19 protein-coding genes and 1 pseudogene are annotated in these 25,769 nt (G+C 74.0%); 1 reads left to right on the top strand and 19 read right to left on the bottom strand.

Annotated features, from left to right (window positions below; translation table 11 throughout):
- Nucleotides 1–5 precede the first annotated feature (5 nt).
- The 14 genes and pseudogenes from ACIQGZ_RS04745 to rsmI all read right to left on the bottom strand — a co-directional run bounded on the left by ACIQGZ_RS04745 (nucleotide 6) and on the right by rsmI (nucleotide 16,798).
- A pseudogene (locus tag ACIQGZ_RS04745) lies at nucleotides 6–1,623 on the bottom strand (transposase).
- A 131-nt stretch (nucleotides 1,624–1,754) separates the two neighbouring features.
- Nucleotides 1,755–3,179: a type VII secretion-associated serine protease mycosin gene (gene mycP / locus ACIQGZ_RS04740; protein ID WP_402599360.1), complete on the bottom strand. Its 1,425-nt coding sequence runs from the start codon at nucleotides 3,177–3,179 to the stop codon at nucleotides 1,755–1,757.
- Between the two features lie 81 nt (nucleotides 3,180–3,260).
- Nucleotides 3,261–4,985, bottom strand: a complete 1,725-nt coding sequence (locus ACIQGZ_RS04735) for a WXG100 family type VII secretion target (RefSeq protein WP_402599358.1) — start codon at nucleotides 4,983–4,985, stop codon at nucleotides 3,261–3,263.
- Nucleotides 4,986–5,030: 45 nt separating this feature from the next.
- Complete coding sequence (locus ACIQGZ_RS04730) at nucleotides 5,031–5,474, bottom strand: hypothetical protein (RefSeq protein ID WP_402599357.1); 444 nt, start codon at nucleotides 5,472–5,474, stop codon at nucleotides 5,031–5,033.
- 323 nt (nucleotides 5,475–5,797) lie between these two features.
- Nucleotides 5,798–7,588 (bottom strand): ABC-F family ATP-binding cassette domain-containing protein, encoded by a 1,791-nt coding sequence (locus ACIQGZ_RS04725; protein WP_402599356.1) that lies wholly within the window; start codon nucleotides 7,586–7,588, stop codon nucleotides 5,798–5,800.
- A 103-nt stretch (nucleotides 7,589–7,691) separates the two neighbouring features.
- A complete protein-coding gene (locus ACIQGZ_RS04720; RefSeq protein ID WP_402599355.1) occupies nucleotides 7,692–8,630 on the bottom strand; it encodes a 4-(cytidine 5'-diphospho)-2-C-methyl-D-erythritol kinase in 939 nt (312 codons plus the stop codon).
- Between the two features lie 110 nt (nucleotides 8,631–8,740).
- Complete coding sequence (gene rsmA, locus ACIQGZ_RS04715; protein WP_402599983.1) at nucleotides 8,741–9,583, bottom strand: 16S rRNA (adenine(1518)-N(6)/adenine(1519)-N(6))-dimethyltransferase RsmA; 843 nt, start codon at nucleotides 9,581–9,583, stop codon at nucleotides 8,741–8,743.
- A gap of 184 nt (nucleotides 9,584–9,767) precedes the next feature.
- Entirely contained in the window at nucleotides 9,768–10,085 is a 318-nt protein-coding gene (locus tag ACIQGZ_RS04710) for a hypothetical protein (protein WP_402599354.1), read from the bottom strand.
- A 93-nt stretch (nucleotides 10,086–10,178) separates the two neighbouring features.
- A complete protein-coding gene (locus tag ACIQGZ_RS04705) occupies nucleotides 10,179–10,700 on the bottom strand; it encodes a hypothetical protein (RefSeq protein WP_402599352.1) in 522 nt (173 codons plus the stop codon).
- 28 nt (nucleotides 10,701–10,728) lie between these two features.
- A complete protein-coding gene (locus ACIQGZ_RS04700) occupies nucleotides 10,729–12,372 on the bottom strand; it encodes an alpha/beta hydrolase (protein WP_402599351.1) in 1,644 nt (547 codons plus the stop codon).
- A 107-nt stretch (nucleotides 12,373–12,479) separates the two neighbouring features.
- On the bottom strand, nucleotides 12,480–13,346 hold the full coding sequence (locus tag ACIQGZ_RS04695; RefSeq protein WP_402599349.1) for a TatD family hydrolase: 867 nt from the start codon (nucleotides 13,344–13,346) through the stop codon (nucleotides 12,480–12,482).
- A 54-nt stretch (nucleotides 13,347–13,400) separates the two neighbouring features.
- A complete protein-coding gene (gene metG, locus ACIQGZ_RS04690; protein ID WP_402599348.1) occupies nucleotides 13,401–15,017 on the bottom strand; it encodes a methionine--tRNA ligase in 1,617 nt (538 codons plus the stop codon).
- Between the two features lie 144 nt (nucleotides 15,018–15,161).
- Nucleotides 15,162–15,653: a hypothetical protein gene (locus ACIQGZ_RS04685; protein WP_402599347.1), complete on the bottom strand. Its 492-nt coding sequence runs from the start codon at nucleotides 15,651–15,653 to the stop codon at nucleotides 15,162–15,164.
- A gap of 284 nt (nucleotides 15,654–15,937) precedes the next feature.
- A complete protein-coding gene (gene rsmI / locus ACIQGZ_RS04680) occupies nucleotides 15,938–16,798 on the bottom strand; it encodes a 16S rRNA (cytidine(1402)-2'-O)-methyltransferase (protein WP_402599346.1) in 861 nt (286 codons plus the stop codon).
- A 91-nt stretch (nucleotides 16,799–16,889) separates the two neighbouring features.
- Between rsmI and ACIQGZ_RS04675 the strand changes: the two genes are divergently transcribed.
- On the top strand, nucleotides 16,890–18,839 hold the full coding sequence (locus tag ACIQGZ_RS04675) for a phospholipid carrier-dependent glycosyltransferase (RefSeq protein ID WP_402599982.1): 1,950 nt from the start codon (nucleotides 16,890–16,892) through the stop codon (nucleotides 18,837–18,839).
- Nucleotides 18,840–18,852: 13 nt separating this feature from the next.
- Here ACIQGZ_RS04675 and ACIQGZ_RS04670 read toward each other — a convergent pair whose 3' ends face one another.
- From ACIQGZ_RS04670 to ACIQGZ_RS04650, 5 genes are all read right to left on the bottom strand, one after another.
- Nucleotides 18,853–20,472 (bottom strand): N,N-dimethylformamidase beta subunit family domain-containing protein, encoded by a 1,620-nt coding sequence (locus ACIQGZ_RS04670; protein WP_402599345.1) that lies wholly within the window; start codon nucleotides 20,470–20,472, stop codon nucleotides 18,853–18,855.
- A 110-nt stretch (nucleotides 20,473–20,582) separates the two neighbouring features.
- The gene (locus tag ACIQGZ_RS04665; protein ID WP_402599343.1) at nucleotides 20,583–22,022 is read right to left on the bottom strand and encodes a glycosyltransferase 87 family protein; all 1,440 of its coding nucleotides are present in this window, start codon (nucleotides 22,020–22,022) and stop codon (nucleotides 20,583–20,585) included.
- 171 nt (nucleotides 22,023–22,193) lie between these two features.
- A complete protein-coding gene (locus tag ACIQGZ_RS04660) occupies nucleotides 22,194–22,901 on the bottom strand; it encodes a response regulator (protein WP_402599342.1) in 708 nt (235 codons plus the stop codon).
- On the bottom strand, nucleotides 22,901–24,259 hold the full coding sequence (locus ACIQGZ_RS04655; protein ID WP_402599341.1) for a sensor histidine kinase: 1,359 nt from the start codon (nucleotides 24,257–24,259) through the stop codon (nucleotides 22,901–22,903). Before ACIQGZ_RS04655 ends, ACIQGZ_RS04660 begins: the two co-directional genes overlap by 1 nt.
- A gap of 75 nt (nucleotides 24,260–24,334) precedes the next feature.
- A complete protein-coding gene (locus ACIQGZ_RS04650) occupies nucleotides 24,335–25,756 on the bottom strand; it encodes an APC family permease (protein ID WP_402599339.1) in 1,422 nt (473 codons plus the stop codon).
- Nucleotides 25,757–25,769 lie beyond the last annotated feature (13 nt).

Raw genomic sequence — 25,769 nt, 5'->3', positions numbered from 1 at the left:
TGGTCCTACTTCGCCCCGTCGAGGATGAGCTCGGCGGGGCGAAGTGCTGCGAAGTGGCTGGTGCGGGTGCGGGCCCGGGGTGTCTGGGTGAGGTGGGCGTCGATGCGGGCGAGGTTGATCGCGGCGCCGGTGAGCTGGTGCTGAAGGCTGGTCTTGGCCAGCCCGTGGTAGCGGGATCTGCGCAGGCCGCAACGTTGGACCGCTTGGGACATGGTGCCCTCGACTCCGGCGCGGACCTTATAGCGTTCCTTCCAGGCATCGGTGTGCTGCTCGGCTCTGGCCGCCTGGAGCGCGTGGTGTTCGTCGTGGCGGCGTAGCCGCGGTTCGCGAGCCCGTGTGGGGTTGGGGGTGTTGATGCACGCCTGCCGCATGGTGCGGGGGCGGCAGTCCCTGACCGAGAACACCACGCGCAGTACCGGCTGGCCTCGTTGGGAGGGCCGTTCGCTCCAGTTGGTGCTGGCGTGGCCGCCGGGGCAGGTGGCCTGCTGGTTGTCCCAGTCGATGGTGAAGGCGTCCTGTCCGAAGCCGCCTTCGGCGCTGGTCTGGGCGCTGTTGTCGGCCTGGACGGGACCGTGCAAGGCGATGCCGTGGTCGCGGCGGGCGCTGGCCAGGGCGGGGGCGGTGGGGTAGCCGGCGTCCACCCAGTGCTCGGCGGGCAGGCGGTCACGGGCCGCGAGCTGGTGGTGGATGGTCTCGGCCGTCGACCGGTCCTGGACGGTGGCCACCGCCGTGGCGACGTTCGTGATCAGGTTCGGGGCGTCCGGCTCGCAGGCCTCGGTGAAGTGGACCTTGTAGCCGTCCCGCATCGTGTCGCGCTTCACGCTGCCGCGTGCGTCGGTGTCATACGGGGCGACCAGGCGCAGCGCGCCCGGCGGGCGGTCTTTTGGGTCCCTGCGCCTCACCTCGCTGTCCACCTGGTGGAAGTGCTGGACCCACATCTGCCGCGGGGTCTCCACCTCGGCAGGCCCGCGCAGCCCGGCGGGGGCGTCAGCGCTGAAGACCGCCGACAGCGGACGCATTCCGTCCCGGCCGATCCGCATCCCCACCTCGACCCGCTTCACGCGGCTGACCGAGAATCGCGTGTCATCCGCCCGCGTGGCGTAATGCCTGAACCACTCCGGCTCGGCCACCTCGGACAGCCAGGCAGGGGCAGCCTGGGCGAGCGTGTTGAGTGCCGACCGCAGCGTCTCGGCAACCATCTCCAGCCAGCACAGTTCACGCGCCGCCGACAGCACGTGCGTGGAGTCCGTACGGGCCCGGCCCGCGCTCTTGAGCAGCCGCTTCTCGCGGGCCGCAGCCAGGATGCCGTCCAGCACCCGCCGCCCGGCGTCCGCCCCGGCCAGCCGGTCGCGGAACTCCGACAGCACCGAGAAGTCGAAGCCCGGATCATCCAGTTCCAGCCCGGGGGCGTACTTGAAGTCGATCCTGGCCCGCACCGCTTCGGCGGCCTGCCGGTCGGTCAGCCCCTCCACGAACTGCGACACCGACACCGACACCAGCGCCGGCCAACGGCCCCAGCTCGTCCCGCACCCGGATCGCCAGGCTCCCCTTCGGGAACGCGGCCCGAGCCACCCGCACCGTCTCCGCCGGGATCTCCCCAGATCCCTTCGGCCGCATCGACATCCGCACCCACCCCATACGACAACGTCGGCCTTCAAGACCACAACCAGGTCTCGAAGGCCGACGTCACGCGCAGCCCCGAATAAACCAACAGCGTCCGCATGCCGCGTGCGGGGCCGGAAGCCGGGTGCGCCCTACTGTCCGGGCGGATTGCCGCCCCCGTACGGGCCACCGCCGTACTGGCCGCTGCCGTACTGACCGCCGTACTGACCGCCCTGCGGCGGGCCGTAGCCGCCGGCCGGCGGGGTCTGCGGGTACGGCGTCTGCTGCGGGTACGGCGTGCCGCCGCCGGGCGGGTTCTGGCCACCGCCGCCACCGCCGCCACGGCGGCGGACCAGCACCACGACCACGATCACGACCACCACCAGCACGGCGGCCCCGACGCCGATCCACAGCCCGGCCCCGCCACCGCCCTTGGACTCGGCGGCCTGCGCCGGCGCCCCGTCACCCGACGGCTGCGACGCCTCCCCCGACGGCGCCCCCGCCGCCCCGCCCGCCGCCTCGGTCGGCTCGGCCGACGGCGCGGCCGACGTGGCCGGCTGCCCGGGGGCCGCCAACGGGTCCACATCGGGCGCCCCCGGGTCCCCAGGCGTGGTCAGCGCGATCCTCGGCCGCACCATGCCGTACCCGATGAAGTCGCTGCGCCCGCTCCCGTCCGAGCCGGCGGTGTTGATCAGCACCCGCAGCACCTGGTTGGCCGTCCAGTCGGGGTGCTTCGCCCAGACCAGCGCGGCGGAGGCGGAGACGAGAGCCGCCGCATCACTGGTGCCGTGGCCCTTGCAGTAGCCGGACGGGCCGGTGCACGCGCGGTAGATGTCCGCACCCGGTGCCGTCAGATCGACCTGCGGGCCGTGCTCGGACTCGGCGGTGGCGTTGAGGCTGGAATCCACGGCCGACACCCCGACGACACCCTCGAGCGCCGCCGGGTAATTGACGGCGTTTCCGGTGTCCCCGCTGTTGCCGACCGCCGCGATCAGCAGCTTGCCCTTGGAGCGTGCGTAGTCCGCCGCCGCCTGGAGCTCCGCGGCGCCGGATGAGAGTCCGAGGGACATGTTGATGATCCTGGCATCGCTGTCCGCCGCGTAGCGGATGGCAGCAGCGATCTCCTCCACCGCCTTCGGGGCGGCCTCCGCCTGGTTGTCCCCGGTCGCGACCACCCGGATCGGCAGGATCCTCGCGCCCGGGGCGAGACCATAGGCACCCTGGCCGCCGTTGCCCTTGCCGGTCCCCGCGATGAGGTCGGCGATGCCTGTGCCGTGGCCGTCCACATCCGTGGTTGCGCCGCCAGGAAGGTCGGAGAAGTTCTTGCCGGGCAGTACCTGGCCGACCAGATCCGGGTGGTCCGCCTTGACGCCCGAGTCGATCACGGCCACGGTGATGCCCTGCCCGGTGGAGGTCTTCCACATCTGCGGCGCCTTCATCACATCCAGATACCACTGCTGGGACCGGATGGAGTCCGCCGCCGACGCCGGCACCACCGCACCGCCGAGCAGCAGCACCCCCGTCGACGCCAGCACGGCCGCGACCCGGCGTGGCAACCTCGTGCCCGACTGAAGCATTGCTCTCTCCTCGTGGCGCTGAAGGCTCAAGCGGCTGCCCGACCCGCGATCAGGCGCGGGCCGGGCAGCCGGAACTCGTCACTACTCAATCACGGCGGGGTTGCTGTCACCCGCGGCAGAGCCCCAGGTCTCCTCGTCCTCCAGCAGGTAGTCCGGACGGCGGCCGCGCCGCTCCCGGGACTTGCGCTCGCCCGCCGATCCGCCCGCCATTCCGTGCGGGTCGGCACCGGAACCGGCGCCCGCGCCACCGCCACGGGCCCGCAGCCCCGAGCCGCCGGGGGTGAACTCGCCCCCGGCACCCGGACCACGGCGCCCGCCGACCAGGCCGCCCTCCTCCGTCGCCAACCGGCGCCCGGAACCGGCACCCCGGCCGGCCCCTCGACCGGCGGCACCGCCCGCCGAGCCATGGGCTCCGGCACCGCCGTGCCCCTCGCCGGGCTCGCCGAAGGCCCCTCCCGAGGAGGTCGCGCCGCGACCGGTCGCGGCACCGCCACGGCCGGTACCGGAACCGGTACGGCTGCCGGCGCCGGCCTGGCCGCCCTCCTCGGCACCGACCGTCGTACCGCCGTAGCCGCCGCGCCGACCGGTGGAGCCGCCCGCCACACCGGGCTCCTTCTCACCGAACGCGCCACCGGTGTAACCGGGACGGGACGACTTGCCGCCGAGCCCGGTCCTGCCGCCACCCGGGCCGGGCTCGCCGTCGACCAGACCGGGCTTGCCACCGCCCCGGCCGCCGAGGCCGGTCCCGCCGCCGGGCCGCGTACCGCCGGTCAGCCCGCCCTCGGTGGGGAACCCACCGGCCGGCGGTGCGACGATGTGGCCGCCCCCGGTGCCACCGGTGCCGGTGCCGGCACCCGGGGGCAGCGTGGAGGTGCTGGGGGGCGGCGGCGCCGTCGTCACGCTGTCGATACCGGTGCTGACGTGCACCGTGGAGCCGCCGGTGGTGGGCGACTTGACCGGCGACTTGACGGTGCCGGTGACGACCGTGGTGCCGGACTTCGTCGTACCGCTGCCGCCGGTGCCACCCGTGGTGCCCGTGACCTTGCCCCCGCCGCCGGTGCTGCGCCCGGAGGGCCTGGTCGAACTCGTTCCGCCAACGGGGACGTCGACACTCTGGCCGTAATCCAGCGGGCGGGGCGGCATCAGCGACTCCGGCGTCGGCGGGAACTTCGGCACCGTCGCACTGCTCATGATGTCCGTGGACATCTCATACGACTGCCCCAGCTTCTCCATCTGCGCGATGGCCTGCTGGTGCGCCGAGTCCACCCGGGTCTGGGCGGCCTTCGCCTCGTCCGCCGTCACCCAGTCGGAGTCGACCGCCTTCATCGCCCGGTCCGCGACCGCGCCGCCGACCAGTGCCCCCGGCGCTCCGCCCAGCAGACCGCCCACGATGCTGCCGCCGACCGTGGGCGAGGGCTGCGCCTTGTGCCTGGCGACCTTGGCGATGTCGTCCTCGGGGACCTCCGGCATGGCCGCCTTGACGTTGCTCAGCGTCTCGCCGGCGTTGGTCATGAAGTCGCCGGCCACCCGTGAGTACTCGGACAGCTCCAGCGTCGCCTTGCTGACCTGGCGGCCCCACTCCTTGAAGGAGTCGGCGGCGGCGCCGGTCCATTCGAGGCCCGCCATCCGGTTCATCAGGTCATTGCCCAGCTCCTCCATGACCTGATGGGCGTTGGTCAGCCGGGTGCCGACGTTCATGACGAAGGACGGGTCCGAGGTCTCGACCATCGCCTTGAGTCTGGCGTGGCTCTGCGCCTCGAAATCCGACTTCGCGCCGTAGGGGTTCACCCCCGGGTCCTGCGCCACCTTTCCACCTTCCCCGTTGCTGCCGGTCGCCCGTGTGGCCGGGGACTAGCTCTTGGCCTGCTTGGTGCCCGTCGACGGTGCCTGCGGCGGCTGCTGCGCGGCTTCCGTCTGGTCGCGGATCTTCCACAGCTCCGCCAACCGGGACTCCTCCACGTTCTGGTAACCCTGGGTGGAGACGTCCACGGTGATGCTCATGGCCTCGATCTGCTGGGAGAGCGTCTGCGACAGCGTCTCCAGATTCGAGTGCACGGTGTTGTAGGCGGCCAGCAGGTCCGCGGCCTCGCCGAATCCGCTGCCCAGGTGGCCGGAGCCCAGCCGCTGCTCGGCGATCTGCTTGTGGGACGCGGGCGACCCCTCCAGGTCCTGGAGCATCCGGTCGACCTTGGCCTTGAACGTCTTGAGGTTGTCCACCTCGGCCGAGAACGCCTGGCCGCCGACGGACGCCGCCAGCACGCCGTAGCCACCGCCCTCGGCCGCCATCATCTGCACCGCAGTACACCTCCCCCGTGCACGGCGCCTCGGCGGCACCGCGCATGACACACTTCGTCGGTATCGCTCGCTCTGCCGCGGTCGGCGCCCTGCGGACGCCGGCTGCCGCTGACACCAGTTTAGCCAGCCGCACCGTCAGCCGGTCAGGCCCCCGGTTCCCCGGCGGCCGTCTTGGTGCCGATTCGGTACCTGATCCTATGACGGTACGTCAGCGAGCGGCCGCCCGCGCGGCCGGAGCCCGCACCGCCCGCCCGCTTCCGCCGCCCGCCCTTGACCTGGCTGTCACGCCGGGCGCCGGAGGGCGGCGGTGCCGCCGACGGCGGTCAGGCGTCCTCGGCCAGCTCCAGCCAGCGCATTTCCAGCTCCTCGCGCTCGTCCTTGACGGCGCGCAGGCGGGTGTCGAGTTCCGCGACGCGACTGAAGTCGGCGGCGTGCTCGGCCATCTGGGCGTGCAGCTTGGCCTCCTGGTCGTCCAGCTTGGCAAGTTGGCGCTCGACCCGCTGGAGTTCCTTCTTGGCGGCGCGGGTGTCGCCGGTCGGCCGGGTGGCGGCGGGCGCGGCGGCCGGGGCGGCGGCCTCCGCGATGCGGGCGCGGCGCTGGAGGTACTCGTCGACGCCGCCGGGGAGCATCCGCATGGTCCGGTCGCCCAGCAGGGCGTACTGGTTGTCGGTGGTCCGCTCGATGAAGTACCGGTCGTGGCTGACCACGATCATGGAACCGGGCCAGCCGTCGAGCAGGTCCTCCAGCTGGGTCAGGGTCTCGATGTCGAGGTCGTTGGTGGGCTCGTCCAGGAAGAGCACATTGGGCTCGTCCATCAGCAGCCGGAGCAGCTGGAGGCGGCGGCGCTCGCCGCCGGAGAGGTCACCGACCGGCGTCCACTGCTTGTCCTTGCCGAAGCCGAACTGCTCGCACAGCTGCCCGGCGGACAGCTCGCGGCCCTGGCCGAGGTCGACCCGCTGGCGGACCCGCTCCACGGCCTCCAGCACCCGCCAGTCGGGGTCGAGCTCCCCGACCTCCTGGGAGAGGTAGGCGAGCTTGACGGTCTTGCCGACCTTGACGGTGCCTGCTGCGGGCTGCCGGTCGCCGTGGCTGGCGGCGGCCTCGGCCAGGGCCCGCATCAGCGAGGTCTTGCCGGAGCCGTTGACGCCGAGCAGGCCGACCCGGTCGCCGGGGCCGAGCTGCCAGGTGAGGTGGGTGAGCAGCACCTTGGGGCCGGCCTCGACGGTGACGTCCTCCAGCTCGAAGACGGTCTTGCCGAGCCGGGAGTTGGCGAACTTCATCAGTTCGCTGCGGTCGCGCGGCGGCGGTACGTCCGCGATCAGCTCATTGGCGGCCTCGACGCGGAAGCGCGGCTTGGAGGTGCGGGCGGGGGCGCCCCGGCGCAGCCAGGCCAGCTCCTTGCGGACCAGGTTCTGCCGCTTGGTCTCCTCGGTGGCGGCGATCCGGGACCGCTCGGCGCGGGCGAAGACGTAGTCGGAGTAGCCGCCCTCGTACTCGTGCACGTCGCCGCGCTGGACGTCCCACATCCGGGTGCAGACCTGGTCCAGGAACCAGCGGTCGTGGGTGACGCAGACCAGTGCGGAGCGGCGGGCCTGGAGGTGCCGGGCAAGCCAGGCGATGCCCTCGACGTCGAGGTGGTTGGTGGGCTCGTCCAGGACCACCAGGTCGTGCTCCTCCAGCAGCAGCTTGGCCAGCGCGATCCGCCGCCGCTCGCCGCCGGAGAGCGGGCCGATCACGGTGTCCAGGCCCTGCGGGAAGCCGGGCAGGTCCAGGCCGCCGAAGAGGCCGGTGAGGATGTCGCGGATGCGGGAGTCGCCGGCCCACTCGTGGTCGGCGCGGTCGCCGACCACCTCGTGCCGGACGGTGGCGGCGGGGTCCAGCGAGTCGTGCTGGGTGAGCACGCCGAGCCGCAGCCCGCCGGAGTGGGTGACCCGGCCGTCGTCGGGCTCCTCCAGCTTGGCGAGCAGCCGGATCAGGGTGGTCTTGCCGTCTCCGTTGCGGCCGACGACGCCGATCCGGTCCCCCTCGCTGACGCCGAGGGTGACGCCGTCGAGCAGGGCACGGGTGCCGTAGACCTTGCCGACGGTTTCGAGGGTGGCGAGGTTGACGGCCACGTGCGCTGCGCTCCTGGGGTGGGTCGGGGGTGCTCCGGTGCACCAGGGTAGTGCGGTCGGCCGGGTGGCGGCGCCGCCGTCCGCCGCAGGCCGTCCGGCTGCGTCAGGGCCGGTGCAGGACGGTGGCGCCGGGGACCGGGCCGTGGGTGACCCGGACGGAGCGGCAGGTGCCGGAGGTGGCGAGGGCGGTGGCGACGGCGGCGGCGGAGTCCTCGTCCTTGGTGAGGAAGGCGCAGGTCGGGCCGGAGCCGGAGACCAGGGTGCCGATGGCGCCGCCGTCGGCGCCGGCCCGCAGGGTGGCGGCCAGGGCGGGGCGCAGCGAGAGGGCGGCGGGCTGGAGGTCGTTGCTGAGGGCGGCGGCCAGGGCGACGGTGTCGCCGGTGGCGAGGGCGTCCAGCAGGGCCGGGTCGGCCTGCGGGTCGGGGACGGCTGCGGTGTCGGAGCCGGTGCCCGCCAGGTCGCGCAGCCGGTCGCACTCGCGGAAGACGGCCGGGGTGGACAGGCCGCCGTCGGCCACCGCGAAGACCCAGTGGAAGGTCCCGGCGACCGGCAGCGGCCGCAGGATCTCGCCGCGTCCGTGGCCGAGCGCGACTCCGCCGAGCAGGGCGAAGGGGACGTCGGAGCCCAGTTCGGCGGCGAGTTCCAGCAGGATGTCCCGGGGGGTGGCGGTGCCCCAGAGGGCGTCGCAGGCGACCAGGGCGGCGGCGCCGTCGGCGCTGCCGCCGGCCATGCCGCCGGCGACCGGGATGTCCTTGGCGATGTGCAGGTGGACGTCGGGGGCCAGGCCGTGCCGCCGGGCGAGCAGCCGGGCCGCGCGGGCGGCGAGGTTGCCGTCGTCCAGCGGGACCTGGTCGGCGTCCGGCCCGGAGACGGTGATCCGCAGGGTGTCGGCGGGGGAGGCGGTGACCTGGTCGCCGAGGGCGACGGCGAAGAAGACATTGGCCAGGTCGTGGTAGCCGTCGGTGCGGCGGCCGCCGACCGCGAGCTGGACGTTGACCTTGGCCGGTACACGCACGGTGACGCTCTGCGGGGCGGGGGGCACGGCGGGGCTCTCCTGGATCTGGTCGGGCGGAGATCTGGTTTGGCGGAGATCTGGTCGGGCGGAGATCTGGTCGGGCGGAGATCTGGTCGGGCGGGTCGAGGGGAAGCCGTTCAGCCTGCGGCGGGCTGGTGCTCCGCGACGGCGGCGAACTGCTCGACGGTGAGGGCTTCGCCGCGCAGCCGGTGGTCGACCCCGGCGGCGGCGAGCGCCTGCTCGGCGGCGGCGGCGGAGCCGGCCCAGCCGGCCAGGGCGGCGCGCAGCGTCTTGCGGCGCTGGGCGAAGGCGGCGTCCACCACGGCGAAGACCTGCTCGCGGGTGGCGGTGGTGGCGGGCGGGTCGCGGCGGACCAGCGAGACCAGGCCGGAGTCGACGTTGGGGGCGGGCCAGAAGACATTGCGGCCGATGGCGCCGGACCGCTTCACCTCGGCGTACCAGTTGGCCTTGACCGACGGCACGCCGTAGACCTTGTTGCCGGGCCCGGCGGCGAGCCGGTCGGCCACCTCGGACTGCACCATGACCAGCGTCCGCTCGATGCTGGGGAAGGCCGCCAGCATGTGCAGCAGCACCGGTACGGCGACGTTGTACGGGAGGTTGGCGACCAGCGCGGTGGGGGGCGGCCCGGGGAGTTCGGTGACGTCCATCGCGTCGGCGTGCACCAGCGCGAAGCGGTCGGCCCGCTCCGGCAGTCGGGCGGCGACGGTGCTGGGCAGGTGCTGGGCGAGGACCGGGTCGATCTCCACGGCGGTGACCCGGTCGGCGGCCTCCAGCAGGGCCAGGGTGAGCGAGCCGAGCCCGGGGCCGACCTCCAGCACCACATCGTCCGGCCGGACCTCGGCGGCCCGCACGATGCGGCGCACGGTGTTGGCGTCGATGACGAAGTTCTGGCCGCGCTGCTTGGTGGGCCGTACGCCGAGGACCCTGGCCAGCTCCCGGATGTCGGCGGGGCCGAGCAGGCGGCTGTTGTCCGGCTGCTGCTCGGCTCCGGACTGGTCGGCTGCGGGCTGGTCGGCGGCGGGGGGCGGCGTGTCGCCGGTGCGGCTGGGGCTGGTGCTCACCCCCCTAGGGTACGGACCTTCGCGGGGGCGCCCGTCCAGCCGCCCGTCCGGCCGCCCGTCCTGCGCCGCCGCCGCTACCGCCTCAGTCCGGGTAGCCGTCGTCGATGTGCTCGAAGTTCCGGGTGCCCAGGTCCTCGTTCCACTCATGGCCGTCGGCGCAGGCCCGGAGGTTGGCGGCACCGGTGGTGACCCGGTCGTGCATGCCCTGGAGGGCGGGCTTCCAGCCGGTGGCGACCTGGTCGAGGGCCGGGCCGATGGTCCAGCCGGTCATGGCCTGCGCCGCGGCGGCGGTCTCCCGGACGGCCTTGTCGTCCGGGGCCGCCATGTCCTGTGCGATGGCGTCGGCCGCGTGTGCGGACGCCCGCAGCTCGGCCGGGTCGACGTCGATGCCCTGCGACACGGTGGGTGCTCCTCTCGCTCCCGGGGCTCCCGCCCCCGGATCTGCTGCTCGGGGCTGTCTTCGGCCCCCGGCCGGCTCCTGCGGCTCCTGCGGCTACTGCGGCTGCTGGGTGGTGCCGGGCGGGATCACGCAGGGCGTACGGACGGAGAAGAGGTACCGGGTGGGGCTCACGGAGCCGGTGGCGAACGTGAACCGGGTCTCGTCGTCCCGGGCGTCCACCAGGGCGGTGCGGTAGTCGTCCTCGTACTCGCGGTACCCGGTGATCCGGTACCCCTCCTTCTCGAAGTCGGCCCGCAGCCTGCGGGCGACCTCCGTGTGCCGTGCCCGGGGCACCGGTGCGTAGACGGTGTAGTAGAGCGAGTAGCGCCCGTCGTGCGCCACCTCGTCGTTCCGCCCGACGCAGTCCTCGAAGACCGGATCGGCGCTCTGCCGGTCGAGCTCCACCCCGGACGCCTCGGCCATGCGGGCGGTGTGCTCCTCGGCCCACTGGACGGCGCGCTCCTTGCTCAGCTGCGGCAGCGGGTCGTTCTTTCCGTTGTCGGACATGCAGGCTCCGGTGGTGAGGAGGAGGACGGTGGCGCTCAGCACGCACCAGGCGGGCCTGACGTCGGCCATTGCGGGCTCCCGGCGGTGGAAGGGGCGGTCACCAGGGGACCAGCGGGATGTCGTTGCCCTGCTTGGGGACCTCGGTGGGAGGCACTCCCGCGATGATCCGCCCCTGGTTGTCGAGGCTTTCGCTGCCCTGGTCCCAGTAGCCGCTGTGGCCGTGGGTGTCGACGGTGAAGTTCCGGCCGCCGAAGGGCTCCTCGGCGGGGTTGTCGCCGAGGGTGAGGTCGGAGAAGTCGTCGATGATCGGGTCGTCGGACGCGGCGCCGACCCAGACGTGCGAGGGGTCCATGTGGAGGTCGTCCGCGTGGTCGACCGTCATGCCGGGGCTGCCGACGACCGCGATGTCATCGGCTCCGAGGCCGTCGCCGCCCGCCGCGGCCGCGCCGACCGCGGTCGAGCCGTAGCTGTGCCCGATCACGGTGATGTGGCCGTGGCGGTCGCCCTGGGCGGCGCGGGTGCCGGCGATGAAGTGCCGCAGGTCGGGGGCGGCGTCCTCGGCGCGCCCCTTACCGGCGACGCTGAGGTTGAGGTCGCCGCCGGACGCCTCGGGGGCGTCGTAGCCGAGCCACATCACCGTGGCGACCGGCTCGCCGTCGCTCCACTTCGTGGCGCTGTTCTGGAGTCTCCCGACCCGGTTGAGCTGGCCGTCGACGGAGTCCATCGTGGTGTTGGTGCCGGGGACGAGCACTCCGGTGTGGGCGGCGGTGTCCGGATTGCCCATCGCGATCACGGCCTGGCCGTCGCCGGCGGCCTTGTAGTCGAGGAGGTAGAGCCGCTTGCCGGGGTCGGTCTCACCGTCCCCCTGGTCCAGCCGGTCCTTGAGGACGTGGAGGTTCTGCAGCCGCTTGTTGCGGTCGTCCTGGGAGATGTGCTCGAAGTCCTCGGGGCCGCCGAACTCCAGGTCGTTGAGCTCCTGGTCCAGGGCGAGGCGGTTGGCGTCGTCGCGGACGTCGGTGGGCAGGCCGTCGGTGGCGCCGATCCGGGCCGGGTACAGGGTGCTGTACTCGGCGCGCTCGTCGGGGCTGAGGGCCTGCCACCACTCGGCGGCGTCCTGGGGGTCGTCGGGAATCTGGGGGTCCTGGAGCCCCAGCACCTTCATGGCGTCCCCGACGTCATGGGCCGCGTCGGAGGAGGCGCGGTCGTTGAACCGGTCGAGGATGTTGCTCTCCAGCGACGACAGGGCCTTGACCCCGTCGTCGCTGGCCTTGCGGGCGTCGTGCAGGGCGGTGTCGATCCAGCCCTGGATCTCGATCCGCAGGCCGCCGCGCTCCCGGGCGATCTCCCGGGCGTCCGGGTCGTTGTGCGGCAGCGAGGCGGCCCGCGCGTCGATGACCGTGCCGTCGTCCCTGACGGCGTAGCCGTTCTCCTCGGCCCGGCTCACCGCGTTGCGCAGGTCGGTCTGGGCCTGCTCCATCCGGAAGCGGGTGGTCTCCATGACCGTGCTGATGGTCATGGCCTCGGTCTGCACGATGCCGAGCCGGCTCTCGACGTCCTCCAGGTAGAACAGGGCGCTGTCCGCGTCGTCGCCCTTCCACCGCGCGTGCAGCGGGCCGGTCACCCGGGTGCGGTGGCGGGCCACGAGCCCGTCCATCTCCTCGGAGACCTTCAGCCATGCCTTGGCCGCGGACTCGAAGTCCACGAAGTCCTGCTTCATCAGGCGTGTGAAGTCGCTTCCCACCGTCAGGCTCCCCCGTCTCTCCCGCAGCCGCAGGGTCCGGTCGATCCTAGGTGGCGGCCGGTCAGTAGTCGAAGGCGCGGCCGGTCAGTAGTCGAAAGCACGGCCGATCAGTAGTCGAAAGCACGGGCTGTGTTGGCGGCGACGGCGGCGGCCAGCTCCTCCTCGGGGACGCCCTTGACCTGGGCCATCGCCCGCAGGGTGACCGGGATCAGATAGGGCGCGTTGGGGCGGCCCCGGTACGGCGCCGGGGTGAGGAAGGGCGCGTCGGTCTCGACCAGCAGCCGGTCCAGCGGGGCGGCGGCGAGCGCGTCGCGCAGCGGCTGGGCGGAGCCGAAGGTGACATTGCCCGCGAAGGACAGGTAGTAGCCGCGCGCGGCGCAGGTCCTGGCCATCTCGGCGTCGCCGGAGTAGCAGTGGAAGACGGTCCGCTCGGGGGCACCCTCCTCCAGCAGGATGCGCAGCACATCGTCGTGGGCCTCCCGGTCGTGGATGACCAGGGCCTTGCCGTGCCGCTTGGCGATGGCGATGTGGCGGCGGAAGGACTCCTGCTGGATCTCCACGCCCTCCGGGCCGGTGCGGAAGTAGTCCAGGCCGGTCTCGCCGACCGCGCGGACCTGCGGCAGCGCGGCCAGCGCCTCGATCTCCGCGAGGGCCTCCTCCAGGGCGCTGGTGCCGCCGGGGGCCCTGCGCTGCCCGCTCCAGCCGTCGGGGTCCCCGAGCACGATCCTGGGTGCCTCGTTGGGGTGCAGGGCGACGGCCGCCCAGACGGACTCGTGCCGGGCGGCGAGGTCGGCGGCCCAGCGGGAGCCGGGGATGTCGCAGCCGACCTGGACGACGGTGGTGACGCCGACGGCGGCGGCCTTGGCCAGGCCCTCCTCCGGGGTGCCGTCCTGCATGTCCAGGTGGGTGTGGGAGTCGGCGACCGCGACGGCCAGCGGCTCCGGCAGCGGCGGCGGCGCGGACTTGCTGCTCATGGGTGTGGGGTCCTTAGGGAGGGCGGTCCCGGGGGACCGGGCAGCCAGGCTTCCTTACTGGTCTTCCGACCGGGGCTTCTCCTCCAGGCGGGGGAAGAGGATGTCGCCCTTGGTGACGGTGGCGCCGGCCGGCAGCTGGCCCCAGCCGGCCGCCTCGGCGGTGCGCTGGGCGGCCAGCGGGCCAAGCGCGGCCTCGGCGCCCAGGGAGTCCCACAGCTTGCCGGCGGCGGTCGGCATCACCGGGTTGAGCAGCACGGCGAGGCCGCGCAGCGACTCGGCGGCGGTGTAGAGGACGGTGGCGAGGCGGGCCTGGCCCTCGGGCGAGGCGTCCTTGGCGACCTTCCAGGGCTCCTGCTCGGTGAGGTAGCCGTTGACCTGCTTGACGAAGTCGAAGACGGCCGCGATGCCGCCGGCGAAGTCGATCTGCTCACCGATCCGCTGGTCGGCCTCGGTGACGGCCTTGGCGAGGCCCGCCGCGACGGCCTGCTCGGCGGCGCCGGCCGCGGTGGCGGCGGGCAGCTGCCCGTCGAAGTACCGGCCGACCATGGCGGCCACCCGGGAGGCGAGGTTGCCGAAGTCGTTGGCCAGCTCGGAGGTGTACCGGGCGGTGAAGTCCTCCCAGGAGAAGGCGCCGTCCTGGCCGAACTGGATGGCCCGCAGGAAGTACCAGCGGTAGGCGTCCACGCCGAAGTGCGAGGTGAGGTCCTGCGGGGCGATGCCGGTGAGGTTGGACTTGCTCATCTTCTCGCCGCCGACCATCAGCCAGCCGTTGGCGACGACCCGCTTGGGCAGCGGCAGGCCCTGGGCCATCAGCATGGCGGGCCAGATCACCGCGTGGAAGCGCAGGATGTCCTTGCCGACCAGGTGCACATCGGCCGGGAAGGTGGCGTCGAACTTCTCCGGGTCGGCGCCGTAGCCGACGGCGGTGGCGTAGTTGAGCAGCGCGTCCACCCAGACGTAGATCACATGCGCCGGGTCCCACGGGATGGGGATGCCCCAGTCGAAGGTGGACCGGGAGATCGACAGGTCCTGGAGGCCCTGCCGGACGAACTGAAGCACCTCGTTGCGCGCCGACTCGGGCTGGATGAAGTCGGGGTTGGCCTCGTAGAACTCCAGCAGCCGGGGGCCGTACGCGCTGAGCTTGAAGAAGTAGTTCTCCTCCTTCAGCATCTCCACCGGGCGCTTGTGGATGGGGCACAGCTTGGCGCCGCCCTCGCCGTCCAGCAGCTCGCCGGGGGTCTTGTACTCCTCGCAGCCGACGCAGTACGGGCCCTCGTAGCCGCCCTGGTAGATCTCGCCCTTGTCGTACAGGTCCTGGACGAACTCCTGCACCCGCTGGGTGTGCCGCTCCTGGGTGGTGCGGATGAAGTCGTCGTTGGCGATGCCCAGGTGCTCCCAGAGCGGCTTCCAGGCCTCCTCGACGAGCTGGTCGCACCACTCCTGCGGGGTGACGCCGTTGGCCTCGGCGGTACGCATGATCTTCTGGCCGTGCTCGTCGGTGCCGGTGAGGTACCACACCCGCTCGCCGCGCTGGCGGTGCCAGCGGGTGAGCACATCGCCCGCGACGGTCGTGTAGGCGTGGCCCAGGTGGGGGCGGTCGTTGACGTAGTAGATCGGCGTGGTGACGAAGTACGCCGACGCCCCGTTGCTGTTGGTTCCAGTGGCCGCCATGACAGGAATCCTATCCGGGGCGGCGGGAATCCCCTCCGGCGGCCGGAGCGGCCCGCCTCCCCCGCAGAACGCCCCGGAACCGGTCCGCGCCCCGCTCCGCGCGCCGGGGAGGAGGGCGCGGAGCGGGGCGTGGACCAGCAGGTGTCAGCCCTCGGGGGTGCTGTGCATCCGGCGCTGGCGGCGGTGGAAGGGCAGGTGCAGCCAGCCGCGCCGCAGCCGCCGCGCGGCGGCCCGGTCCCGGCGGGCGCCCGCGGTGCGGCGGCCCTCGTCGGCGTCGGTGCCCGGGTGCGGGCCGGGGGCGGCCGGGTTGCGGGTCCAGGAGCGGCCGACCGCCGCCACCCGACCGGCGGCCATGATGCGGACGGTGTGGCCGCCGCAGCCGGGGCAGCTCGGCTTGAGCAGCGGCGAGGGGACGCGCACGCCGTTGGCGCGGTACTGACAAGTCAGGTGTCCGTCGCGGTCTGCGCGGTGCTCGATGTCGTACTCCTGCTCCCAGCCGTAGCCGCAGCTGAGGCAGGCGAAGGAGTACGCCTCGTGGGCGGTCTCGACCGGGCTCCCGGCGGCAGCGGTGATGGCGGCCGCCGGCTGCGGGTCCGCATCCGGCCTGCTCACAGGGTTACCGATGGTCTCGCTCATGACGGTCTCCCAGTGCCCTCCGGACGTTCGTCCGGTGCGGGTCTTTCCTCTTCATGCAATCCCCGGGGCGGGCCTCCGGATTCCCCGGTTGCCGAGACTTGGCCCGATGTTGGGAATTCCTGTACGAACCGCCCCTCGCGCCGCGTGGTTCCTTGGCCTTACCGGCCTCCGCTTTACCTTGCGGGCGCCCCACCGGCCCCTCGGCCCCGCTCCGCCGGGGGGCGCGTACCGGCGCGGAGGCCCGGTGCCGCCCGCGCACGCGCACCCGCCCCCGGCGTCACCGGTCAGGGGCGCGGGCCGCCGGCCGCGTTCTTGGCCGCCACCACGGCGTCGAACACCTCGCGCTTGGGCAGTCCGGCCGCCGCCGCCACCGCCGCGATGGCCTCCTTGCGGCGCTCCCCGGCCTCCTCGCGCACCAGGACCCGGCGGACCAGCTCCTCCGGGGCCAGCAGCGCCGGATCGACCGGCGGCGCACCCGCCACCACCACGGTGATCTCGCCGCGCACCCCGGCCGCCGCCCATTCGGCCAGCTCACCGAGCGGGCCGCGCCTGACCTCCTCGTACGTCTTGGTCAGCTCCCGGCAGACCGCCGCAGGCCGCTCGGCGCCGAACGCCTCCGCCATCGCGGCCAGCGCCTCGGCCAGCCGGTGCGGCGCCTCGAAGAAGACCATGGTGCGCGGCTCGGCGGCCACCTCCCGCAGCCGCCCGGCCCGCTCCCCGGCCTTGCGCGGCAGGAAGCCCTCGAAGCAGAACCGGTCCACCGGCAGCCCGGAGACCGCCAGCGCGGTCAGCACCGCACTCGGCCCCGGCACCGCCGTGACCCGCACCCCCGCCCGCACCGCCGCCGCGACCAGCCGGTAGCCCGGGTCGGAGACCGACGGCATGCCCGCGTCGGTGACCAGCAGCACCCGGGCGCCGCCGGTCAGCGCCTCCACCAGCTCGGCGGTGCGGGCCACCTCATTGCCCTCGAAGTACGACACCACCCGGCCGGCCGGGGTGATGTCGAGCGCCTGGGTGAGGCGGCGCAGCCGACGGGTGTCCTCCGCCGCGACCACGTCCGCCGTCGCCAGCTCCCGCGCCAGCCGGGGCGGCGCGTCCCCGACGTCGCCGATGGGGGTTCCTGCCAGTACGAGTAGACCTGTCACCTCCCCATCCTCGCAGCCCGGCCGGATCGGTCCGGACGGGACGGGTCCGGCTCTCATGACCCACCCCTACGATGTGCGGGTGAGCGGTGACATGGCGACAGGCGCCCGAGCGGGCGGGGACCCCACCGGCGGCGACGGCGCGGGCCCGGCGGACGTGCGTCCGGCCGGGGGCGCGGAGCTGCCCGGCGACGCGCCCGGCGGCGCGGTGCTCCTCGACGAGCGGACCGACCCGCCGGACGCCGGCGGCGAGGACCCCGCGCCGACCGGGCCGCCGGTCTCGGTGTGGCAGCGCGGCCTGGCCCGGTTCGGGTATGTCGCGCCGGACCGCAGCCCGCTGCGGGACCGGCTGGTGCCGCCGATGCCCGACGGCCCCGACCGGCAGCCGTCCGGCGCGCCGTCCCCGGTGCTGGAGCGGCTGCGCATCGGCATCCCCCCGGCGCTCTGGCTCTGGCTGTGCCGCTGGGCGGGCTGGCTGGGGCCGATCGCGGTGGCGGTCTTCGCCGGGGTGCTGCGCTTCGTGCACCTGGGCAGCCCCAACGCGGTGGTCTTCGACGAGACGTACTACGCCAAGGACGCCTGGTCGCTGCTGCACCTGGGGTACGAGGCCAGCTGGCCGGAGGACGCCAACAAGAGCATCATGGCGTCGCCGCAGAGCATCCCGCTGAACTCGCTCCAGGCGTCGTACATCGTCCACCCCCCGGTCGGGAAGTGGATCATCGGCCTGGGTGAGTGGGTCTTCGGCCTGCACCCCTTCGGCTGGCGGTTCTCGGTGGCGCTGCTCGGCACCCTCTCGGTGCTGATGATCGCCCGGATCGCCCGGCGGCTGCTGCGCTCCACCCTGCTGGGCTGCGTCGCGGGCCTGCTGCTGTCGGTGGACGGCCTGCACTTCGTGATGAGCCGCAGCTCGCTGCTGGACCTGGTGGTGATGTTCTGGGTGCTGGCGGCCTTCGGCTTCCTGCTGATCGACCGCGACCGCACCAGAGCCCGGATCGCGGACGCGCTGGGCGCCACCGCCGACCACCCGGACGCGGCCCCCGACGCCGCGCTCGCCGCCCGGCTGAAGCTCGGCTGGCGGCCGTACCGGCTGCTGGCCGGGGTGAGCCTCGGCCTGGCCTGCGGCACCAAGTGGAGCGGCGTCTACGTGGTGGCGTTCTTCGGCGTGATGGTGTTCCTGTGGGACGCCGGCGCCCGCCGGCTGGCCGGTGCCCGCCACCCGCTGCTGGTGGCGCTGCGCCGCGACGGCCTGCCCGCCGCGCTGTCGCTGGTGGGCGTCGCGCTGCTGGTGTACGTCGCCTCGTGGACCGGCTGGTTCGCCAGCAGCTCCGAGCCGGGGAAGGGCGGCTACTTCCGCGACTGGGCGGCGCACCGGGCCGGGCTCTCCTCGGAGTACGTCTCGCTGCCGCTGCTGGGCAAGCACAAGCTGCCGTTCCAGGTGGACATGACCTGGGTGCCGGACATGTTCCGCAGCCTGTGGCACTACCACTCCGAGGTGTACGGCTTCCACACCCACCTGGTGACCCCGCACATCTACCAGTCCAACCCGTGGAGCTGGCTGGTGCTGGGCCGCCCGGTCTCCTTCTTCTACGAGTCCCCGAAGCAGGGCGAGGCGGGCTGCCATGTGGCGACCTGCTCCCGCGAGGTGCTGGGCATCGGCACCCCGCTGCTGTGGTGGATCGGGATCGCGGCGCTGGTCTACTGCCTGTACCGGTGGGCGCTGCGCCGCGACTGGCGGGCCGGCGCGGTGCTGTGCGGGCTGGCGGCCGGCTACCTGCCGTGGTTCGCCTGGCAGGAGCGGACGATCTTCCTCTTCTACGCGGTGGTCTTCGTGCCGTTCCTGGTGCTGGCGGTCACCATGATGATCGGCGCGCTGATCGGTCCGCCGGGCGTTTCCGGGGACCGGCGGACGGTGGGGTCGGTGGTGGCCGGGGTGCTGGTGCTGGCGATCGTCTGGAACTTCCTGTACTTCTTCCCGATCTACACCGGGGAGACGATCCCGTTCACCTCCTGGCAGCACCGGATGTGGTTCAACTCCTGGATCTGACCGGCCCGGCCGGTCACGCCCGCTGCTTCGTCCCGTACACCTCGTGCAGGTTGTCGGTGGCGGGGTGGGTGTGCCCGGCGGGGCCGGCGGCGAAGGCCCGCAACACGTTCTCGGTGACCCGGGTGGTGAAGGCTCCGGTGCGGCCGTCGATGCCGTGCCGGACGCCATGCACGCTCTTGCCGGTGGCGGCCAGCGACTCCACCCAGCGCATGGTGCCGGTGGCGAAGACCCCGGCGCCGCCGGGGGTGGTGTAGTACGCCGAGTCGCTGTGGCTGTGGCTGCCGTTGCAGACCAGCGGCGAGTGGGCGATCACCTCGATCGGGCGGGGCGTCGGCTGGTCCGGGGTGACTCGGTCGTACTCGACGCCGACCAGGGCCTTGAAGGAGTCCCCGGCGCGCACTCCGGTCCCGGCGAACACCCAGTGGTCCGGCCGGGTGACCACATAGGGCGCCTCGGTCGGGTAGCCCTCGTACAGCACGCCGGTGAGCGGGCTCTCCGGGTCGGGGGCGGGCTCGCGGCGGAAGTCATTGGTGACCTGGGCGTGGTCGCCGCCGGACCAGTACGGGTCCTCGCGGTAGTCGGCCTTGTAGCAGACGACCATCCGGTGCGGGCCGGTCGCGGTGGGCTCCAGCCGGACGCGGCGGAAGCAGGTGTTGGCGCCCAGCACCGCCAGATTGCTGCCCGCGTCGCGGGCGCGGGCGACCAGCTCGCGCTGCTGTGTCGTCCAGTACTCGTCGTGGCCGAGCACCACCACCGCCGCCGCGCCGTGCAGCAGCCCGGGGCGGGTGGCGACGTCCACGCCCGTGGCGTAGGCGAGCGGGATGCCCAGGCGTTCGGCGAGGGCGACGGCGGGCTGCTCGTAGATCAGGAACTTGCCCGCGCCGTCCTTGGCGTACGGGCGGTCGAAGGAGACCGCCAGCGAGCGGCTGCGGAAGGCGCCGTCCGGGCCGTTGTAGAGGCTGTAGCCGCCCCACTCGTTGTACGCCTGCCAGGTGGCCGAGGCGTTCACCAGCACGGTCCGCCCGGCGGTAGACGCGGAGCGGACGGTGATCGGCACATAGCGCTGGGCGCTGCGGCCGTCGGCGTCCAGCCGCAGCAGGTAGCAGCCCTCCGGCCAGCCGTGGGTGGGCACGGTCAGGGTGCGCTCCCAGTCGGTGTGCACGGTGCGGGTGCGCCGCTCGAAGCGGGCGGCGGCCTGCTTGCGGCCCTTGGTGCGGCCGGACTGCCAGATCAGCCGGGCTTGGGCGCCGCCGTACCAGCCCATCCGGTACGCGCGGACCTCGAAGCCGGGCGCGGTGGTGGACACCCGCAGCCCGAACTCCTCCCCCGGCAGCACGCTCACCCGATCGGGGTAGCCCTCGATGGCGGACGGCGCACCCCGGCGGGTGATCCGCCAGTCGGCATTGCCGGGGTGGTCGTTCTCCGCCGCGGTCTGCGGCTGCCCGCTCTGCGGCCGCTCGGCGGGCGGCGGCGAGTTGCCGTGCGTACCGCCCTCGGCGCCGCCCGTGCCCGTCGAGCAGCCGGCCGCGGCCAGCCCTGCACCGGCCGCGGCCGCCATGCCGAGGAAACGCCGGCGGCTGGCCGGGGTCTCACCCATGGCTTCCTCGCCGTCACTGCCACGTCGTTCGCCCATGTCCGCGTCGCCTCCGAGGGAGACCCTAGGCGCTGCTCACACCGTCCGCCCGCCGGTCGGACGGCACCCACCGGCGTGTCGCGCCACCGGGTGCGGCAGTCGGCGTACGGCTAGCTGCCGACCCGTTCCGGCGTACGGGTGACGGGCAGCGGCCGTTCGGCGGCGGCCCGGCCGGAGCGGACGGCCAGCCGGGACCAGAGGGCGAGGATCGCCGGGAGCGCCAGGTAGCCGAAGCGCCCGGCCGGGGCCAGCAGGAAGGCCGTGGCCAGGCCCACCGCGAGCTGGTCGGCCGCGCGGACGGCGGTCAGCGGCGGGCGCAGCAGCAGCCAGCCGGCCACCGCGGCGCCGCTCAGGCAGAGCAGCACCAGGCAGACGACGTGCCCGCCGGGGCCGGTCTCCGCGATCAGCCGGCCCGGCAGCGGACTGCTGGCCGGGGTGCGCATCCGGGACATCCCGAGCGGGAAGCGGATCACCTGCTCCAGCATGGCGCGCGGCGCGGTGAGCGCGAACGGCACCACCGCGACGGCGCAGCCGGCCAGGGCGACCACCGCCGAGCGGGCCGCCGCGCGGCGGCCGTGGGCGGCCCAGAGCAGGACCAGCGCCACCGGCAGCGCGGGCCAGGCGGTCCACTTCAGCCCGCAGGCCAGCGCCAGGACCAGCCCGGCGCCGATCGGCCGACCCCGGCCCGCCAGGGCCAGGCCGAGGCAGCAGACGCCGATCAGCGGCAGGTCGACGCCGCCGACGGCGAGCGGCAGCGCGACCAGCGGCGAGGCGGTGAGGGCGGCCAGCGGCGCGGCGGGCGAGCCGCCGCCGCGCGGGCGCAGCAGCCGCCAGGTGACGGCCATGCAGAGCAGGAAGGCGGCGGCGAACCAGAGCCGGGCGTCCCCGAGCAGGCCGATCAGCCCGCCGTCGCCGCTGCCCACGGTGGCGCCGCCGCCGCCGAGCAGGGCCCGGGGCAGGCCGAAGAGGGCCATGGCGGGCAGGTAGGGGTTGTAGTCGCTGACGTGCACCGGGTGGGCCAGGTAGGGGCTGCCGGTGTGCAGCAGCAGTTGGGCGGAGCGCTCGACCACCCACACCTCGGACTGCCGGTGGCCCTGGAGGGCCAGGACCGCCAGCGGCAGGACGGTGGCTCCGGCCAGCGCGATCAGGGCGGCGGTCCGCCCGGCGCGGCGGCGGGGCAGCAGCGCCGCCGCCAGGGCGGCGAGGAGGTAGGCACCGGCGGCGAGGGTGCCCCAGGTGCGCTGGTTGGGCAGGCCGGAGGTCAGCGGGAAGACCGCCGCCCAGCCCGCCGCGACCAGGCAGGCCGTCACCTGCGCCCAGCGGCGGGCGGCCAGTGCGGCGGCGGCGGGGGGTGTCCGGTGGGTGTCGGTGGTGCGGCGCGGGGCGGGGACGGTGGCGGTGGCGGGGGCCGGTTCCGCGTCGCCGGGCTGCGGTGGTGCGCCCCGTACGGTACGGCGGACCCGGCTGCCGACTCTCTGCGCGGCGCGGACGGCGGCGGGCCGGGTGGGGGTCGCGGTGTTGGGGCGGCCGGGCAGTCGGGTCGTCACCATAGCCAGCGACGCTACGTGGTGCGGCGGTGCCGCGTCGTCACGCCGCAGGGGGCATCGGGCATCCCTCTGAGGGTTGATACCGGGGCCGTGATGCCGGGCTCGGGGGATGCCGGGCTCGGGGGATGCCGGGCTCGGGGGATGCCGGGGTCGGGGGATGCCGGGCTCTCGGGCTCAGCTGTCGGCGCCCGGCGGCGGGGTGAGCCCGTTCTCGTACGCGAAGACCACCGCCTGGGTGCGGTCGCGCAGGTCGAGCTTGGCCAGGATGCGGCCGACGTGGGTCTTCACCGTCTGCTCGGAGAGCACCAGCCGTTCGGCGATCTCGGCGTTGGACAGGCCCCGGGAGACCTCCTGGAGCACGTCCAGCTCGCGCTGGGTGAGGGTCGCGGCGGCTTCGGGGCGCAGGGAGCCGGAGCGCCGCCGCCGGGCGAAGTCCGCGATCAGGCGGCGGGTCACCGAGGGGGCGAGCAGCGCCTCGCCGCCGGCGACCACCCGTACCGCGTCGATGAGGTCGCGGGCCGGGGCGTCCTTGAGCAGGAAGCCGCTGGCACCGAGGGCGAGCGCCTCGTAGACGTACTCGTCCAGGTCGAAGGTGGTGAGGATGAGGATGCGCGGGGTGTCGTCGCCGGGCTCGTCGCCGACGATGCGGCCGGTGGCGGTGAGGCCGTCCATGCCGGGCATCCGGATGTCCATCACGATCACGTCGGGGGTCAGCTCGGCGGCGAGCTCGACCGCGCGCAGGCCGTCGCCGGCCTCCCCGACCAGCTCGATGTCGGGTGCGGAGGAGAGCAGCGCGCCGAGCCCGTCGCGGACCATCTCCTGGTCGTCCACCAGCACCACCCGGATGGTGCGCTCCACCGTGTGCCTCCCCGCTGTCGGCATCAGTCCGCCTCTTCCCGGGCCTCGGCCCGTATCGCGCGCCGGGGCGGCGGGGGCTGGCCCCGCCCTGCGGCACTGGGGTCGACCGGCAGTTCGGCGCAGACCTCGAAGCCGCCGCCCGCCGCCTGGTCGCGCGGTCCGGCCCGCAGGGTGCCGCCGAGCATGGCGACCCGCTCCCGCATGCCGACCAGCCCGTGGCCGCCGGCGGCGGCGTGCGGGGCGGGCGGCCGGCCGTGGCCGCGCCCGTCGTCACTGACCCGGACCAGGACGCAGCCGCCGCGCTGCACCACCTCGACCGCCACCCGGGCGCCGGGGGCGTGCCGGCCGGCGTTGCTGAGCGCCTCCTGCACGATCCGGTACGCCGAGACGTCGACCCCGGCCGGCGGGGTGCCCGAGGCCAGGGTGAGCGAGAGGTCGACCTGCATCCCGGCGCCGCGTGCGGTGTGCACCATCGCCGGGATCTGCCCGATGCCGGGCTGCGGGGCCAGCTCGATCTCCTCGTCCTCCGCGCGCAGCAGCCCGATGACCCGGCGCATCTCGGTGAGCGCGGTGGTGGACGCCTCGCGGATCGCGGTGAAGCTGCGCAGTGCCTGCGGCGGCAGCCCGGGGCTCTTGTACGGGGCGGCCTCGGCCTGGATGGCGACCATCGACATGTGGTGCGCCACCACGTCGTGCAGCTCGCGGGCGATCCGGGAGCGCTCCTCCAGCACCGCCTGCCGGGCCAGGTCGCGGCGGCGCTGCTCCTCGGCCTGGACCAGGCTGCGCTCGACCTCGCGGCGGGAGTGGATGGCCTCACCGAGCAGCAGCACCAGGGTGACCACGAAGCCGGCGACGGCCAGCACCAGCCAGGGCAGCCCGGTGAGCGGCACGGCGGGCAGCAGCACGACCAGCAGCACCACCGCGTCGGCGCCGATGGACACCCGGCGGCCGTAGGTGACGGCGCAGCCGAAGAGCAGCAGCAGGTAGGCGCCGCTGCCCGCCGCCGGCCAGGGCCAGAACGGCTCGGGCTGGCGCTGCGACTCCGCGAGGGCGGTGAGCAGCAGGCCCGCGCTGGCGACCCGCCAGGCGGTGAGCGGGCGGACGGGGGCGATCAGCAGCGGCAGCACCTGGAGGGCACCCAGTGCCCAGGCGAGGCCGAGCGGGACGAGGGTGCCGAGCTGGGCGACGGCGGCGACGGTCAGTACGCCGACGCCGGTGGCGGCGGGGACCGACAGCGCCATCCGCCAGAACGGGAAGGCGGGCCGGGCCAGCCGCATCGGCCGGTCCGGCGTGGCCCAGGCGGCCTGCCAGATCAGGGCGGCGGCGCGCCCGAGCCGCCCGAGAGCGCGGGCGCGGAGCAGCGGGGCGGTGGTGCGGTCCATGGTGGTGCAAGCGTAGGCGCCCGGTCGGACAGCCCAGCCGGGCCGGTCCAGCCGGACAGCTCAGTCGGGCCCGACTCAGCCGGGCCGGTCCAGCCGGGAGTGCCGCATGCCGTACCCCAGGTAGAGGACGGCGGCGCCGACCAGCCAGACGCCGAAGAGGGCGAAGGTGAGGCCGTGCAGTCCCTGGATCAGGTAGCAGCAGAAGGCGACGCTGGCCAGCGGGACGACCGGGTAGCCGGGCACCCTGAAGCCGCGTTCCAGTTCGGGGGCGGTGCGGCGCAGCACGATCACGCCGATGGAGACCACCGCGAAGGCGACCAGGGTGCCCATGCTGGTGAGGTCCGCGAGTACGTCCAGCGGGACGAAGGCGCCGAGCAGGGCGACTCCGGTGCCGACGGCGACGGTGTTCCAGGCGGGGGTGCCGGTACGCGGGGAGAGCCGGGCGAAGCGGGCGGGCAGCAGGCCGTCGCGGCCCATGGAGTAGAGGATGCGGGTCTGGCCGTAGAGGACGACCAGGGTGATGCTGAAGATCGACACAATGGCGCCGAGCGCGAACATGACCGACGGCCAGCTGCTGCCGGTGACCTGGCGCAGGATCTGGGCGAGTCCGGCCTCCTGGCCCCGGAACCGCTGCCAGGGCTGGGCGCCGACGGCGGTGAGCGCCACGGCGACGTACAGCACGGTGACGACGGCCAGCGAGGTGATGATCGCCAGCGGCATGGTGCGGCGGGGGTCGCGGACCTCCTCGCCTGCGGTGGAGACGGCGTCCAGGCCGATGAAGGAGAAGAAGATGCTGGAGGCGGCGGCGCCGATGCCGCCGATGCCCAGCGGGGCGAACGGCGTCAGGTTGCCGGCGTGGAAGCCGGTGAGGCCGACGCAGACGAAGAGCAGCAGGACGGCCAGTTTGACGGCGACCATGGCGGTGTTGACCCGGGCGGACTCCTTGGCGCCGCGTACCAGCAGTACGCAGCAGAGGGCGACCAGCACGGCGGCGGGCAGGTTGACGTAGCCGCCGTGGCCGGGTGGGCGGGCGATGGCGTCGGGGATGCCGAAGCCGAGGGTGTCGCGGCAGAACTCGTCGAGGTACTGGCCCCAGGTGACGGTGATGGCCGAGGCGGAGACACCGTACTCCAGCAGCAGGCAGGCGCCCACACCGAAGGCGACGGCCTCACCGAGGGTGGCGTAGGCGTAGGAGTACGAGGAGCCGGAGACCGGGATGGCGGAGGCCAGCTCGGCGTAGCAGAGCGCGGTGAGCCCGGCGGTGACGGCGGCGATGGCGAAGGAGAGCACCACGGCCGGTCCGGCTTCGGGCACGGCCGTGCTGAGGACGAAGAAGATGCCGGTGCCGACGGTGGCGCCGATGCCGATGCCGGACAGCTGCCACAGCCCGATGGAGCGGCGCAGCCGGGTGCCGGGGCCGGTACCGCTCTCGGCGATGAGGGTGGCGACCGGCTTCCTCCGCAGCAGGCGCCCGCCGAGGGTGGTGGTGCTTGCCAAGGCGCTGTCCTTT

Source organism: Streptomyces sp. NPDC092296, assembly GCF_044755465.1.
Lineage (GTDB): Bacteria > Actinomycetota > Actinomycetes > Streptomycetales > Streptomycetaceae > Peterkaempfera.
Note: the sequence above shows the minus strand (reverse complement) of the source record. Positions and strands in the feature narration are given on the sequence as shown.

Bases quoted from the DNA above. Each gene is read 5' to 3' on its own strand.
- mycP (WP_402599360.1), bottom strand. From the start codon at position 3,179: ATGCTTCAGTCGGGCACGAGGTTGCCACGCCGGGTCGCGGCCGTGCTG.
- ACIQGZ_RS04705 (WP_402599352.1), bottom strand. From the start codon at position 10,700: ATGGCCGACGTCAGGCCCGCCTGGTGCGTGCTGAGCGCCACCGTCCTC.
- ACIQGZ_RS04695 (WP_402599349.1), bottom strand. From the start codon at position 13,346: ATGAGCAGCAAGTCCGCGCCGCCGCCGCTGCCGGAGCCGCTGGCCGTC.
- metG (WP_402599348.1), bottom strand. From the start codon at position 15,017: ATGGCGGCCACTGGAACCAACAGCAACGGGGCGTCGGCGTACTTCGTC.
- ACIQGZ_RS04685 (WP_402599347.1), bottom strand. From the start codon at position 15,653: ATGAGCGAGACCATCGGTAACCCTGTGAGCAGGCCGGATGCGGACCCG.
- ACIQGZ_RS04675 (WP_402599982.1), top strand. From the start codon at position 16,890: ATGGCGACAGGCGCCCGAGCGGGCGGGGACCCCACCGGCGGCGACGGC.
- ACIQGZ_RS04670 (WP_402599345.1), bottom strand. From the start codon at position 20,472: ATGGGCGAACGACGTGGCAGTGACGGCGAGGAAGCCATGGGTGAGACC.
- ACIQGZ_RS04665 (WP_402599343.1), bottom strand. From the start codon at position 22,022: ATGGTGACGACCCGACTGCCCGGCCGCCCCAACACCGCGACCCCCACC.
- ACIQGZ_RS04660 (WP_402599342.1), bottom strand. From the start codon at position 22,901: ATGCCGACAGCGGGGAGGCACACGGTGGAGCGCACCATCCGGGTGGTG.
- ACIQGZ_RS04655 (WP_402599341.1), bottom strand. From the start codon at position 24,259: ATGGACCGCACCACCGCCCCGCTGCTCCGCGCCCGCGCTCTCGGGCGG.